10 protein-coding genes are annotated in these 14209 nt (G+C 71.9%); 5 read left to right on the top strand and 5 right to left on the bottom strand.

Annotated features, from left to right (window positions below; translation table 11 throughout):
* A complete protein-coding gene (locus ACIP84_RS08920; RefSeq protein ID WP_401796321.1) occupies positions 1 to 1248 on the bottom strand; it encodes an ABC transporter substrate-binding protein in 1248 nt (415 codons plus the stop codon).
* A gap of 103 nt (positions 1249 to 1351) precedes the next feature.
* Positions 1352 to 1750, bottom strand: coding sequence for an NTP pyrophosphohydrolase (locus tag ACIP84_RS08915; protein ID WP_401796318.1), 399 nt, complete (start codon positions 1748 to 1750; stop codon positions 1352 to 1354).
* Positions 1751 to 1879: 129 nt separating this feature from the next.
* On the opposite strand from ACIP84_RS08915, the gene ACIP84_RS08910 reads away from it, so the two are divergent.
* Entirely contained in the window at positions 1880 to 3340 is a 1461-nt protein-coding gene (locus ACIP84_RS08910; protein WP_355959141.1) for a catalase, read from the top strand.
* A 134-nt stretch (positions 3341 to 3474) separates the two neighbouring features.
* Here ACIP84_RS08910 and ACIP84_RS08905 read toward each other — a convergent pair whose 3' ends face one another.
* Genes ACIP84_RS08905 through ACIP84_RS08895 form a run of 3 tightly spaced genes read right to left on the bottom strand, consistent with a single transcriptional unit; the run spans position 3475 to position 6997 of the window.
* Positions 3475 to 4515, bottom strand: coding sequence for a hypothetical protein (locus tag ACIP84_RS08905; protein ID WP_401796315.1), 1041 nt, complete (start codon positions 4513 to 4515; stop codon positions 3475 to 3477).
* A complete protein-coding gene (locus ACIP84_RS08900; protein WP_401796312.1) occupies positions 4515 to 5822 on the bottom strand; it encodes a hypothetical protein in 1308 nt (435 codons plus the stop codon). Before ACIP84_RS08900 ends, ACIP84_RS08905 begins: the two co-directional genes overlap by 1 nt.
* Positions 5819 to 6997 (bottom strand): caspase family protein, encoded by a 1179-nt coding sequence (locus tag ACIP84_RS08895; RefSeq protein ID WP_401796309.1) that lies wholly within the window; start codon positions 6995 to 6997, stop codon positions 5819 to 5821. Before ACIP84_RS08895 ends, ACIP84_RS08900 begins: the two co-directional genes overlap by 4 nt.
* 89 nt (positions 6998 to 7086) lie before the next feature.
* Between ACIP84_RS08895 and ACIP84_RS08890 the strand changes: the two genes are divergently transcribed.
* The 4 genes from ACIP84_RS08890 to ACIP84_RS08875 all read left to right on the top strand — a co-directional run bounded on the left by ACIP84_RS08890 (position 7087) and on the right by ACIP84_RS08875 (position 14194).
* Entirely contained in the window at positions 7087 to 8244 is a 1158-nt protein-coding gene (locus tag ACIP84_RS08890) for a DUF2235 domain-containing protein (RefSeq protein ID WP_401796307.1), read from the top strand.
* A gap of 135 nt (positions 8245 to 8379) precedes the next feature.
* Positions 8380 to 8838, top strand: a complete 459-nt coding sequence (locus tag ACIP84_RS08885) for a hypothetical protein (RefSeq protein ID WP_401796305.1) — start codon at positions 8380 to 8382, stop codon at positions 8836 to 8838.
* Positions 8835 to 9479 (top strand): hypothetical protein, encoded by a 645-nt coding sequence (locus tag ACIP84_RS08880; protein WP_355959152.1) that lies wholly within the window; start codon positions 8835 to 8837, stop codon positions 9477 to 9479. The genes ACIP84_RS08885 and ACIP84_RS08880 overlap by 4 nt, the downstream gene beginning before the upstream one ends.
* A gap of 2 nt (positions 9480 to 9481) precedes the next feature.
* A complete protein-coding gene (locus ACIP84_RS08875; protein ID WP_401796302.1) occupies positions 9482 to 14194 on the top strand; it encodes a putative T7SS-secreted protein in 4713 nt (1570 codons plus the stop codon).
* The last annotated feature ends 15 nt before the right edge of the window (positions 14195 to 14209 follow it).

Genomic DNA, 14209 nt, shown 5'->3' with positions numbered 1-14209 from the left:
TCAGCCGAAGGGGATCGGCGGATAGCACGTGAACGGCACCGCCACCTCGTACCGCCCGTTCTTCAGCTGGACGAGCGCCCCGCAGCCGAAGCTCTCCTTCCGTCCCTTGGGCAGCGCGCGGTCGCCGACGAGCGTGCCGGTGTCGGAGAACGCGGACGCGGCCTTCTGGAAGGACTCGACGGTGAGGTCCTTGCCGGCCTTCGCGGCGACGGAGAGGAAGAGGTCGGCGCTCATGTACCCCGTCATCATGTGCATGTTGAGGGGGACGTCCTTCCCGCCGGCGGCCTTCCTGATGTCCTCCTTGAACTGCCGCATCGCGGGACTGTCCGACTCGAACGGCTGGAACTGCAGCAGCACGTGCACCCCGTCGAGGGCCTGCTTCGTCGCGTCTTTCGCGAGCAGCCCGGGGTCGTAGTCCGTCGGGTCGGAGATGACGCCCTTGTAGCCGGACCGCTTGAGGGCGGTGAACAGGCCGATGTTGTACGGCGTCTGCATCACGGAGACGACGGCGTCGGGCGCGCCGCCGCCGGGACCCGAGCGGAGGATCTCCTTGGTGTACGCCGACCAGTCGCTGGGCATCGAGGTCGCCGGCACCACGGCCTTGGCGTACGCGACCTGGAAGCCGGCCGCCTTGAAGCCCTGGGTGAAGGTGCGGACGCCGAACTTGCCGGCGTCGTTGTCGCCGGCGATCAGCGCGACCGACTTGCCGCGCGAGCCGTCGAGGACGGCCGCGAGGCCCTCGGGCCAGGTCTGGTTGAGCGTGCCGCCGGGCGTCGGGACGAGGCAGCCGTTGAAGCCGTAGAGATGCGCCGGCCCGCAGAAGGAGGGGAGCGTGCCCCAGCCCACGGTCGGGACCTTCTGGGCGTCGAGGAAGTCGGCCCCGGCGAAGGTGACCGAGCTCATCGGCGAGACGGCGAAGACCTTGTCCTGCTGGACGAGCTTGCGTGCCGCGGCCAGGTTCCTCGCGGGGTCCTGACCGTCGTCCTCGGCCCCCAGGTACTCGATCTTCCGTCCGTTGACCCCGCCCTCGGCGTTGGCCCGGTCGTAGCGGGCCCGGGCGCCGAGGTCGGTGTCCTTCTTGGAGTAGCCGCTGGCGGTCGTCATCGAGACGATGCCTCCGACCTTGACCGTGTCGGCGGTGACTCCGCGTACGGACGTGGGGTCACTCCCGCCGCTGGAGGCGGAGTTGCAGGCGGTGGCGAGGAGCAGCGCGAGGCTGGCGGCGATGACGCGCAACGGTCGAGGCACGGGCGATCCCTCCGTCGGGTGACCGCATTCTGTAACCGTCCTGACGAACCGTCAATAATTGATGCACCGTCATTTGACGCTCCGTCAGGTGCGCTTCCGCCTCCTAGTGCGGCGCCGCGGGGATGCTGCGCGGGCCCGCGCAGCGGGCTCCCGCCGCCTCCACCCGCCGGCGCAGTTCGCGGTCGGCCGTGACGACCAGGCACGCACGACCGCTCGCGTTCCGGGCCAGCTCGGCGATCAGGTCGTCGCCGCTGCCGGGGGCCTCCTCGACCCGCACGCCCGGTACGGAGGCGACACCCCGGGCGCGGCCCTCGACGACCAGCACGATCTCGTACGGACCCGTGAAAGGGCCGTCGGTTGGGCCGCCCGTCAGGGCGAGCCGGTCACGCAGCCGCTCCGCGGCCCCGCGCCGGTCGCGCCACCAGCCGTCCGGCACGGATCCCACGACGTTGGCGCCGTCCACCACGAGCAGGGGACGGACCGGCGGATCATCAGGGCTCATCGCCTCAGGATGTCAGCAAGCCCGCCGGACGGGTGGTGCCGGTGCCGCCGGGTTCGGCGAGGACTCGGGTGGCAGCTTTCACCGAGGAGAAAGAGGGTAGGCGGGGGCGACGACGAAAGGCAGCAGCCCATGACCGAGAACCGACCTGCGACGACGACCGACTCCGGCGCCCCGGTGGAGAGCGACGAGCACTCGCTCACCGTGGGTCCCGGCGGGCCGATCCTTCTGCAGGACGCGTACCTGATCGAACAGATGGCGCAGTTCAACCGCGAGCGCATCCCGGAACGCCAGCCGCACGCCAAGGGCAGCGGCGCGTTCGGCCGCTTCGAGGTCACCCACGACGTCAGCCGCTACACCAAGGCCGCGCTGTTCCAGCCGGGCACCCGCACCGACCTGGTCGCCCGCTTCTCCACGGTGGCCGGTGAGCGCGGCAGCCCGGACACCTGGCGGGACCCGCGCGGCTTCGCGGTGAAGTTCTACACCTCCCAGGGCAACTACGACATGGTCGGCAACAACACGCCGGTGTTCTTCGTGAAGGATCCGATGAAGTTCCAGCACTTCATCCGGTCCCAGAAGCGCCGCGCCGACAGCAACCTGCGCGACCACGACATGCAGTGGGATTTCTGGACCCTCTCCCCCGAGTCCGCGCACCAGGTCACCTGGCTGATGGGGGACCGCGGCATTCCGCGCAGCTGGCGCCATATGAACGGGTACACCTCCCACACGTACATGTGGATCAACGCGTCCGGTGAGCGGTTCTGGGTGAAGTACCACTTCAAGACCGACCAGGGCGTCGACTTCCTCACCCAGGCGGACGCCGACCGTCTGGCGGGCGTCGACTCCGACTTCCACATGCGGGACCTGTTCGAGCACATCCGGGACGGGGACTTCCCGTCGTGGACGCTGCACGTCCAGGTGATGCCGTACGAGGACGCGGCCGGGTACCGGTTCAACCCGTTCGACCTCACCAAGGTCTGGCCGCACGGCGACTACCCGCTCATCCCGGTGGGCCGCATGACGCTGGACCGCAACCCCACCGACAACCACGCCGAGATCGAGCAGGCCGCGTTCCAGCCGAACAACCTGGTCCCCGGCATCGGGCCGAGCCCCGACCGGATGCTGCTCGCCCGGCTCTTCTCGTACGCGGACGCCCACCGGGCCCGCATCGGTGTCAACTACCAGCAGCTTCCGGTGAACGCGCCGGTCGTCGACGTCCACACCTACTCGAAGGACGGGGCGATGGCGTACCGGAAGACGTCCGATCCGGTCTACGCGCCGAACTCCAAGGGCGGGCCCGCCGCCGACACCGAGCGGTACGGAAGCCCGCCGAGCTGGACCGCCGACGGCGAGATCACCCGTTCGGCCTACGTATCGCACCCGGAGGACGACGACTGGAGCCAGCCCGGCACCCTGGTGCGCGAGGTCCTGGACGACGCCGCCCGCGACAGGCTCGTGGAGAACGTGGTCGGCCACCTCCTCCAGGGTGTGAGCGAGCCGGTCCTGGAGCGTGCCTTCACGTACTGGACGAACATCGACGCGGCCGTCGGCAAGAGCATCGCGGAGGGCGTCCGGGCCAGGCAGGCCTCGTAGGACCGTGGGCCGAGGGCCGGGCCCGGTCGGAGGCGTGGGCCGCCGGGCCCGGTCGGAGGCGTGGGCTGCCGGGCCCGGTCAGAGCCGTGGGCCGGGCCCGGTCGTGTCCGGAGCTCCACCGTGACGGATCGTGTTCAGAACTCCACCGTGATGAAGCCGTCCTCGTCGTCCTGCGCCGGGGCGTGCACGGTGTAGCCGAACCGGTCCCTGAGGTCGGGCACGTCCCAGTTCGCGGCTCGTTCGCGGTAGTTGAAGAAGAGGTCCTTCGTCGCTCCGCCGTTCTTCAGGATCCGGGCGATCGCGATGTCGTCGGGGTGGCCGTGGACGCTCCCGTTGGTGGAGATCAGGTAGCGGCCGCAGTCGAGGAGGCCGAGGAGGTTGTTCGAGAGGTTCTTGGCGCTGCCGTGGTGGGCGACCTTCAGGGCGTCGATCCGCAGCCGGCCGTTCTCCTCCTCGGCGCGCGGGCGGAGCGAGGCGACCAGGCGTGGGTCGTCCGCGTCCCCGGTGAGGATGATGCGGGTGCCCTCGAACTCGAAGAGCAGGCCGATGCTGGTCGGGTTCGTCGGGGAGCCGTCGCGCCGGAAGGGCGCTGCGGCCAGGGCGTCGACGTCGATCGCCCCGAAGCGTTCGATCCCGGCCTCCGGCTGCCTCTCCTTGGGGTCGACTCCCGGGATCAGGCCGGCTTCCTCGCACTTCGTCCTCCAGGTGTCGATCAGCGACTCCAGGAGCCGGCGGTCCGGAGCGAGGACCTCCATGGTGGAGCCGTCGTCGAACCAGGTCGGGGGGTGGTCGACCTCGATGCTGCGGCCGGCGAAGGCGGCGTTCCAGGGGAGCTGCCGGTTCATGAGTTCGGTGGTGAGCAGCTCCCCGTCGACGGCGCCGAAGACCTCGCGGTCGTGCAGGTGGTCGAAGCCGTTGAACCACACGTCACCGAGCTCCACCGGCCGCTCGGGGTCGCCGAGCAGCGCCAGTACGCCGAGGATGTGGTCCTGGTCGACGTGGGTCACGACGAGCACGTCGATGCGGCCGTCCAGTCCGGCCAGGAGCGGTCTGATCCGCGGGTAGGTGCCCCGCCGGCCGCCGTCGACGAGGATCCGCCGGACGAAGTCGTCGTTGCCGTATTCGAGGAGCAGACAGTCGCCGTCCTCCGCGGGCAGCATGCTGAGGCGGATCATCACGCGCTCCCTTGACGCAGGTCGAGGATGAGGAACGGCTCGCGCATGTCGGCCAGCCAGGACAGCCGGCGGACCTGGTCGAGCCGGGACGCGCACTCCGGGTCGTCGGGGTACGCGGCGAGTCCGTCGGCGAGCCAGGTGAGACCGAGCGTGTAGAAGGGGATCCCGCGGTCGAAGGCGTCGATCAGCCCGTTCCGGGCCTCCTGCGGGTCGGCCCCGGGCCGGCGCAGCAGCCGTACGGCCCTCAGGATCGCGCCGTCGCTGAGCCAGGGGTGGCGGTCGGCGAGCAGCCGCAGCCACGGGTCCCAGTGTGTCTCCCCGGTCCGGTGGTCGGTGCCGAGCAGGACGTACGATCCGGCGGCCGCGGCGAGCGGGTTCGGCGGATCGGAGCGCAGCGCCTTCTCCACGTCGGTGAGGAGGTGCGCCGCCCTGTCGAGGGCGCCTTGGGCCAGATAGGCGAGTCCTGCCCCGAGCCGGGGGTCGCGTACGGTCACGGCCACGGCGCTGCCGGTCGGGCTCTGCCGCAGGTTGACCAGGACCTCGACGTCACTGGTCCCCCAGGGCAGGGGGAGGGTGACGAGTCGTACGGCTCCGGCCGCCTCCACGACGAGGAACTGCCGCTCGCCGACCGGCCCGCCGGGGGCCGGCGCCGTTCCGCCGGGGGCCGGGACGGGGCCGTCGGGGCCGAACCGGTAGAGCGGGGTGACGTCGGCCCCGCTTTCGGCGGGAGCGGGCAGGGGGCGGGGGGCGCTTCGGGCGATCAGCGGGGCGACCGACGGCATCGCGGGGTCCTGTTCGAGGGCCAGCATCGACGCGTAGGACCAGCGGGCCGGCAGGGAGTCGCCGACCCAGGTGGCGCGCGCGGAGACCTCGACGGCGGACTCGGGCAGGAAGCCGTCCTCGCCGACGGCGGGCGCCACCATGGACCGCGAGGCGACCGACTCGGGAAGCGGGACCTCGGTGGCGCCGTGGTAGACGCGCTCGGGCTCGATGTTGCCCATGAGGTACTGCCAGGCGTGCGTCCCGTACGGCGAGTCGGTCATGTCGAAGTCCACCGGCGCCGACCGGCCCTCCACGGCCTCCGCGTCCTTCGTCAGCACCATCCCCGAGGGCAGGGTCGCGGACACGAGGTAGCGTCCGGGGGCGACGGGGTACGAGGTGGGCTCGGGCGAACGCCCGCAGGGGATGAGGACGTTGCGCAGCGAGGTGCCGTCGAGGTCGGCCGGGCGGATGTCGCCGACGATCACCGCCTCGTTGAACTCCCCGGTGGGAGACAGGAGGAGCCGCACGGCGAGCGTGGCGGTCATGGTCTGGCCAGGACGACGCGGAACATCGGAGGGCGGGCGTCGAACGTCTCGCGGCGGGTGTCTCCGGGCCCGAGGAGGGCCTCGACCTCGTACCGTCCGAACGGCAGGAACAGGGGCCACTCGCCGTCGTCCGCCTCGTCGTCGGCGGGCGGCGGGCGCCGCCGCTCCTCCTGGGCCGGGTGCCGGCAGACGAACTCCGCGCGGGCGTTGTCCTCGGCGGGATCGCAGCCCACGTACACGGGGACGACCGGGTCTCCCCTGAGTTCGTGGAAGTCGAAGTCGAAGGACTCCGGGCTCGCCGGGACGGCGGCCCCGGCGAGGGTGCCCGCGAAGGGGATGGCCCGCATGAACTGGCTGATCGCGTGCATGAGGGTCTGGGTCGTGACCCGCCACACCCGGCCCTGGGTGTTCTCGCTCCCGGCGCCGTCGAAGCTCCGGAGCAGCGCGTCGGTGAACAGGCTGACGCGACCGGCGCGGCCGAAGGACTCCTGGCCGTGCAGTGTCGCGAAGTAGACGGCGTGCTTCCTCGGCACGAGGCCGTCGGGGCGCAGGGTGCTGCCGCTGAGCGGGACCTGCCCGAGGTTGTCCGTTCCCACCCGCTTGACGAGCGTGTCGGAACCCGCCCGGCAGGCGTCCACGAAGAACACCTGTTGCGCGGCACGGCAGTTGTTGAGCCCGTTCTTCAGCGCCTCGAACTGCAGAGCGCCGTTCATCGGGCTGTTGCGGTCGGCGAAGACGTCCGACGCCAGGAGGGACGTGGTGATCCCGAGGGAGACGCCGTGCCCGCAGAAGTAGAAGACGAGCCGGGCGTCGTCGTGGTCGCCCCGGTCCTTCCACTCCGTGACGGCGGCGACGATGTTGTCGATGGTTGCCTCTTCCACGACGTGCTGCGCGCCCGTCGCCGGGTGGACGAAGGGCGCGGGCGCGGCCTCGCTCAACAGCAGCGCGAGGCTCCCCAGGGGTCTGCTCCTGTCGTGGTACCCGCCGATCATCCAGCTCGCGAACTCGCGCGCCGAGAGGGGCGGCGAGGAGAGCTGCCGCATGCCCACGGCGCCCGGGTGGTCCGTCGGCGACCGACCGCCCTGCAGATGCGCGTACGCCCCGACCCCGATGACGAGTGCGTGTGTCGCCGCGACGCCCACGTCATCGGAGACGTGAACGGTGAATCCGGCCATGGAACCTCCAGGTGACGCACTGGCAGGCCGGTGGGAGGCTTTGCTTCTAGCATAGGAGGAAGAGCGGCTCATGTCCCTCGGAGGCCGTGATGGGAAAGAACATCGTGGTGTGCCTGGACGGGACGGGCAACCAGCTGAAGGCCCGCGGCAACACCAATGTCGTCAACCTCTACGAGATGCTCGACCTCGGTGACCCGACGGCGCAGATCGCCTACTACGACCCCGGCGTCGGTACCTTCTCCGCCGCCGGCGCCTGGACCGTCCCGGCGCGGAAGCTCTCGCGTCTCCTCGGCCTCGCCTTCGGCGCCGGACTCAAGGAGAACCTGGCCGAGGCGTACACGTACCTGATGCACCATTACGAACCCGGCGACCGGATCTACCTCTTCGGCTTCAGCCGCGGCGCGTACACCGCACGCGCCCTGGCGGGGCTACTCAAGGCGGTCGGTCTGCTGCGGCCCGGCTCCGAGAACCTCGTGCCGTACGCGATCTCCGTGTACGCCAAGAACCGGACCTGGACCGACGACGACTGGAGGCAACTGCACCGATTCGCGGGCGTGTTCAGCAGGAAGGTGGACGACCGCACCGGAATCCCCGTTCACTTCATGGGGATCTGGGACTCGGTCAAGGCCGCAGGACTGCTGCGCTGGAACCTGCGCTGGCTCTTCACGCGCCGGATCCCCAACGTGGGCCGCGTCCGCCACGCCGTCTCCATCGACGAGAAGCGCCGGCCGTACGAGGAGTACCTCGTCCTGCCGCCGGAGGAGCCGGGGGCACCGGGCCCGCTCGTCGAGGAGGCCTGGTTCGCCGGAGTCCACTCAGACGTCGGCGGCACCTTCGACGACGACCCGAGGCTGCCCGCCGTCGCGCTCAAGTGGATCGTGGACGGCGCCCTCGACGCGGGCCTCCTGCTCAGGAAGAAGGCGTACGGCAAGCACCTCACGCTCGACGCCGGCCACGCGCTGGGCACGGTGCACCGCATGGGCGCCGTGTGGGCCCTGCTCACGTACCGACCGCGCCGCGTCCCCTCCGGCGCCCATGTGCACGAGAGCGTACGGCGGCGGATCGAGGCGGACGCCGGGTACGCGAAGCGGATCCCGGACGGGGTGATCTGGACCGACGAGGAGTGGTTGACTCCGCATCCCCGGGCCGGGACGGGAGCCGTGGCGGGCGCCGGGAGCGGGGCTGGAGCCGGGGCGGGCGCCGGAGGCAGGGCGGGGCCGGGGCCGGGGCCGGGTGCACGCTACTGAGGGTCACCGGGCCGCTGGAGACGCACACCGCCCCCCTCGAACCGGCGGTCGATCCCGGGAACCGGGCGGGGAGAACACGCGTGTACTCCCGAGAAACGGGGGAGGCCCCCGGTACGACGTCGGGGAGGCGGGGCGGTGGGCGGAGCGACGGTACTTGCGGAACGGATCGCCGAGCGGCGGGCCGGGCTCGGTGACCCCAGGGATCTGGTCGGGGAGCTTCGGCGTGCCCTGGTCCTCGTCCCGGTGGACTCCGGGGGTCTGTGGACGGCGGAGTTCGGCGGGGTGCGCTGGATCTGCGCCTTCACCGACGAGGCGGCCCTCGCGCGGTTCGCCCGGGCCCGGGACGCGGCCGGCGGGGACGCCGGGCGCGAGGCGGGCGGTGCGTGGGAGTTCGCGGAGCTGCGCGGGGCGCGGCTGCTCGACGAGATCGTCCCCGCCCTGGGCGTCCCTGCCGGAGTGGCCGTCGACATCGCCGATCCGGAGGGGTCGATGGCCTTCCCGCCGGTCCGGGGCATCGTGCCCGACGGCGTGGCGATCGACCTCCCGGCCGACGGGCCGACGGCCGGGCCGTCCGCCGGCGGTGGGGTCCGATGAGCGGGGGCGGGCCGGAGGACCTGCGGTTCGACGCGGAGAGCATCAAGAAGATCACCGAGGGGATCCGCGCGGCCACCGCCGAGCTCCGGGACATCGGCACGGGCACGGGAGCCGTGCTCGGCAAGGGCTTCTCCGACCTCTCGATGACCGGCATGGAGGCCGGGCACCACGGTCTCTCGGTGGACTTCGAGGACTACTGCGAGCGCTGGGAATGGGGCGTACGGGCGCAGATCCAGGACGCCAACACCCTCGCGGCGACGCTGGGCCTCGCCGCCGGACTCGTCTGGGAGGAGGACCAGTACCTCCAGGGCACCTTCAAGATCGCGGTGAACTCCGCCGTGGGCAACCCGCACGCCTCCGAGGCCGACATCGTCAAGCAGGACTGGGGCGACGTGTTCACCCCGGACTACCTGGACCCCGACTGGAGCCCCGAGTCCTTCCAGCGCGCCGGGGACGAGGCCGCCCAGACCTGGAAGGACACCGGACGGGCGGTCCTCACGGAGGGCCAGGGCGGCAGCCGGGCACGGATCCTCAACGAACTCCTCGGGGTGGACCAGGGCGACTTCGACCGTGCCGTGGACGAGACCTTCGGCCCGTCCCCTGAGGAGAGGGCCCAGCAGCAGGACAGCGGGGGGAACTGAGCGTGGGTATCGGGGACTTCATCAGCGACATCACTCCGGACGTCGTCGAGGACGCGGTCGAGGACGGCGTCGAGTGGGCCGGCAACCGGGTCGAGGACGCCGGGAACTGGACCGCGGACCGACTGGACGACGTCGGCTGGGAGTCCGGCGCCGACTGGGTGCGCGAGCAGTCGCGCTCACTGGCGAACCGGATGGGCGCGGAGGTCGACGAGATGGACCTCGGGCAGACCGAGGACAAGACCAAGCTGATCTACGGCAGCCCCTCCAAGCTGCGGGACACCGCCTCCCATCTGCGGGATCTCCAGGCCTCCTTCGAGAAGGTCGGACAGGGGCTGAAGGGCCTCGACTCGTCCGCCGTGAAGGGCGAGGCCGCCGACGCGTTCCGGGAGAAGGTCGCGGTCGAGCCGCCCAAGTGGTTCAAGGGCGCGGACGCCTTCGGCAAGGCCGCCGACGCGCTGGCGAGCTTCGGCCTCACCGTCGAGTGGGCCCAGGGACAGGCCCAGACCGCCATCGACAAGTGGAAGGCGGGCACCAAGGCATCCGCCGACGCGGCCGACGCGCACAACAAGAGCGTCAACGACTACAACAAGGCCGTCGACGGCTACAACGCCCAGCCCGCCGACAAGCGGAACCCCGCCTCCCTGCCGCCCAAGCCTGGCGCCTTCACCGACCCCGGCAAGGCGGGCATGCAGGAGGCGCAGGAGATCCTCGCCGAGGCCCGCAAGCAGCGCAACGCCGCCGCCGAGACGGCCCGCACCGCCGTCCGGGCCGCCCGGGACGCGGCTCCGCCCAAACCCTCGTACGCCGAACAGGCCATGGACGGCCTCGACGAACTCCAGGTGATGCAGACCCACTTCGGCGGTGGAATCGTCAAGGGCACGGCCGGGCTGCTCAGTTTCGTCCGGAGCGTCAACCCCACCGACCCGTACAACCTCACCCACCCCGCCGAGTACCTCACCCAGCTCAACAGCCTCGCCTCCGGCCTCGTCCTCATGGCCAACGACCCGTGGGGCACGGGCAAGCAGATGCTCGACAACTTCATGAAGGACCCGGCGGAGGGCTTCGGCCGGCTCGTCCCCGACCTGCTGCTCACCGCGGCCACCGCCGGCGGTGGGGCGGCCGTCAAGGGCGTCCGGGTCGCGGCCGAGGGAGCGGACCTGGCGTCCGACGCCAACCGCGCCCGCCGCCTCATCGACGGATCGCCGAACGGCACCCACAACCGCCCGGACGCCCACCGACTCGTCGACGAGACCGACCCGGTGGACCTCGCCTCGGGCCGGATGTTCCTGCCCCAGACCGACGTCTCCCTCCCCGGCACCCTCCCGCTCACCTTCACCCGGCGCGTCGAATCCGGCTACACGGCCGGGCGCTTCTTCGGCCCCTCGTGGTCCTCCACCGTCGACGAGCACCTGGAGATCGACGCGCGGGGCGTCGTCCACGTCACGGACGACGGCCTCCTGCTCCCCTACCCGCACCCCGTGCCCGGCCTCCCCACGCTCCCCGAGTCCGGCACCGGCCGCCGGCCGCTCGCCCGCCACGAGTCGGGCGACTACACGCTCACCGATCCGGACACCGGCCTGACCCGGCACTTCGCCGCGCCCGCCGGCGCCGAACCCGGCGGCGACGGAGAGGCCTGGCTCGTACGGACGGTGGACCGCAACGGCCACACCGTCACCGTCGACCGCACCGAGGACGGCACCCCGCTCGCCCTCGTCCACACGGCCGGCTACCACGTCGACGTCACCACCGAGAACGGGCGGGTGACGCGCCTCGCCCTGCGCCTCCCCGACGGCACCGGGCAGGAGCTCGTCCGCTACGGCCACACCGACGGCGACCTGACCGCGGTCATCAAGCCCTCCGGGGCCACCCTCGCCCTCGCCTACGACGACCGGCACCGGGTGATCACCTGGACCGACTCCAACGGCAGCCGCTACGACTACGCCTACGACGAGCACGACCGGGTCGTCGGCGAGGGCGGCGAGGAGGGCCACGTCCAGCTCACCCTCGCCTACGGCCACCCCGATCCGGCCACCGGCCACCGCACCACCACCCTCACCACCGCCGACGGACGGGTCACCCGCCACCTGATCGACGGCGCCTGCCGCGTCCTCGCCACCGTCGACCCGCTCGGCCACACCACCCGGCTCGGCCACGACGCCCGCGGGAACCTCCTCACCCGCACCGACGCCCTCGGCCGGACGACCGCCTTCTCGTACGACGAGGAGGGCCGGCTGCTCGCGGTCGTCCGGGCCGACGGCAGCCGCCTCTCCACCGTCCGGGACGACCGGGGCCTGCCCGTGGAGTTCACCGACGCCGACGGCGGGCGGACCCGCCAGGAGTTCGACGAGCGCGGCAACCTCACCGCCGTCACGGACCCCGCCGGCCACACCACCCGCTATGCCTACGACGACCTGGGCCACCTCGTCGCCACCACCGACCCCTCCGGCGCCGTCACCACCTTCCGCTGCGACCCCGCCGGACTCCCCCTGGAGGTCGGCGACCCCCACGGCGGCACCACACGGTGCGCGCGCGACGCCCACGGCCGGCTCGTCCGCGTCACCGACCCGCTCGGCGCCGTCACCACCCTGGAGTGGACCGAGGACGGCGAACTCGCCCGGCGGGTCCGCCCGGACGGCACCACCGAGGCATGGGCCTACGACGGTGAGGGCAACTGCACCGCGTACACCGATCCCAACGGCCTCACGACCCGCTTCGAGTACACCCACTTCGACCTGCTCGCCGCCCGCACCGGCCCCGACGGCGCGCGCCACGCCTTCGAGCACGACGCCGCCCTGCGCCTCACCCGGGTCACCGACCCCCAGGGGCTGACCTGGGACTACGTGTACGACCGGGCCGGCCGCACGGTCGCCGAGACCGACTTCGACGGGCGGACCGTCGGCTACGAACTGAACGCGGTCGGGCAGGTCACCGCCCGCACCGCCCCCACCGGCCAGACCGTCCGCTACGAGCGGGACGCGCTCGACCGGGTCGTCCGCAAGGACGCCGCCGGATCGGTCACCACCTACGCGTACGACGCCGCCGGCCGGATGGTCCGCGCCGAGGGCCCCGACAGCGAGCTCGTCAGGCAGTACGACCGCCGCGGCGAACTCAAGGCCGAACTCGTCGACGGCCGCCCGCTCACCTACTCCTACGACGACACCGGACGCCTCGCCCGCCGCATCACCCCCACCGGACACGTCACCACCTACACGTACGACGCCACCGGCCGGCTCGCCCGGCTCACCAGCGGCACCCGGCGGATCTCCTTCGCCCACGACACGGCCGGACGGGAGCTGCGCCGCGCCTTCGGGGACACCCTCGCGCTCACCACGTCCTGGGACGGGGCCGGACGGCTCGCCGGCCAGCACCTGACCGCCGGCACCAGCACCGTCAACCGCCGCGCCTACACCTATCGCGCCGACGGCCACCTCACCGCGCTCGACGACGCCCTGCGCGGCTCCTTCCGCTACGGCCTCGACGCCACCGGCCGCGTCACCACGGTCACCGCCGCCGGCTGGAAGGAGTCGTACGCCTACGACGCCTCCGGCAACCAGACCTCCGCGTCCTGGCCCGGCGGCCACCCCGGCCAGGACGCCACAGGCCCCCGCAGCTACACCGGGACCACCCTCACCCGCGCCGGAGCGGTCCGGTACGAGCACGATTCCGGCGGCCGGATCACCCTGCGCCGCCGCGCCCGGCTCTCCGGGAAGGCGGACACCTGGCGGTACACCTGGGACTCCGAGAGCCGCCTCACCGCCGTCACCACCCCCGACGGGACGCGCTGGCGCTACCGGTACGACCCGCTCGGCCGCCGCACCGCGAAGCAGCGGCTCGCCGACGACGGCGAGACGGTGGTCGAGGAGACCCTGTTCACCTGGGACGGCCCGACCCTGTGCGAACAGGTCACGACCGCACCCGAGTTGCCCCGCCCCGTCGCCCTCACCTGGGACCACCGGCACGCCAAGCCACTGGCCCAGACGGAGCGCGTCCTCGGCGCGGACGCCTCGCGGGAGGCCGTCGACGAGCGCTTCTTCGCCATCGCCACCGACCTCGTCGGCACCCCCACCGAACTCGTCGACGAGACCGGCCGGGTGGCCTGGCACAGCCGCGCCACCCTCTGGGGCACCACCACCTGGAACAGCGGCGCCACCGCCTACACCCCGCTTCGGTTCCCCGGCCAGTACTTCGACCCCGAGACCGGTCTCCACCACAACTACTTCCGGCAGTACGACCCGGAGACCGCCCGCTACCTCACCCCCGACCCGCTGGGGCTCCTCCCCGCGCCCAACCCGGCGTCCTACGTCCACAACCCGGTCACCTGGTCCGACCCGCTCGGCCTCTCCCCCTACCGCGGGCTCGGCCTCAGCGACGAGGCGATGAACGCCATCCAGAAGCTGGAGAACATCAAGGCCGACCCGATCGGCCGCATCAACTCCGAGCCCAACCACAACCACTACTCGGCGGCGCGGCGCGAGGCGAACGGCGAGGTGGTGGCCCGCAAGCCGGACGGCACCCCGTTCGACCACGTCCAGGACCTCACACAGGCCGCGAACGGGCTGGAGAACGTCCGCAAGGCCCTGTGGAAGGAGATGGAGAAGCTACCGGAGGGTATGACCGAACGCGGGCTCGAAGTGCTCCTCAAGAAACACGACGAGACCGTCTACCACCTGGACCGTGTGAAAGGCTTCCTGCACCAGATCAAGCAGCAGCCGTGACCGACCCCAGAAACG

This window comes from Streptomyces sp. NPDC088707, from assembly GCF_044752725.1.
GTDB lineage: Bacteria > Actinomycetota > Actinomycetes > Streptomycetales > Streptomycetaceae > Streptomyces.
Note: the sequence above shows the minus strand (reverse complement) of the source record. Positions and strands in the feature narration are given on the sequence as shown.

What these genes read in the sequence shown, in the direction of transcription:
- ACIP84_RS08910 (WP_355959141.1), top strand. Translation starts at nt 1,880, where the DNA reads ATGACCGAGAACCGACCTGCGACGACGACCGACTCCGGCGCCCCGGTG.
- ACIP84_RS08895 (WP_401796309.1), bottom strand. Translation starts at nt 6,997, where the DNA reads ATGGCCGGATTCACCGTTCACGTCTCCGATGACGTGGGCGTCGCGGCG.
- ACIP84_RS08905 (WP_401796315.1), bottom strand. Translation starts at nt 4,515, where the DNA reads ATGATCCGCCTCAGCATGCTGCCCGCGGAGGACGGCGACTGTCTGCTC.
- ACIP84_RS08890 (WP_401796307.1), top strand. Translation starts at nt 7,087, where the DNA reads ATGGGAAAGAACATCGTGGTGTGCCTGGACGGGACGGGCAACCAGCTG.
- ACIP84_RS08900 (WP_401796312.1), bottom strand. Translation starts at nt 5,822, where the DNA reads ATGACCGCCACGCTCGCCGTGCGGCTCCTCCTGTCTCCCACCGGGGAG.
- ACIP84_RS08880 (WP_355959152.1), top strand. Translation starts at nt 8,835, where the DNA reads ATGAGCGGGGGCGGGCCGGAGGACCTGCGGTTCGACGCGGAGAGCATC.
- ACIP84_RS08915 (WP_401796318.1), bottom strand. Translation starts at nt 1,750, where the DNA reads ATGAGCCCTGATGATCCGCCGGTCCGTCCCCTGCTCGTGGTGGACGGC.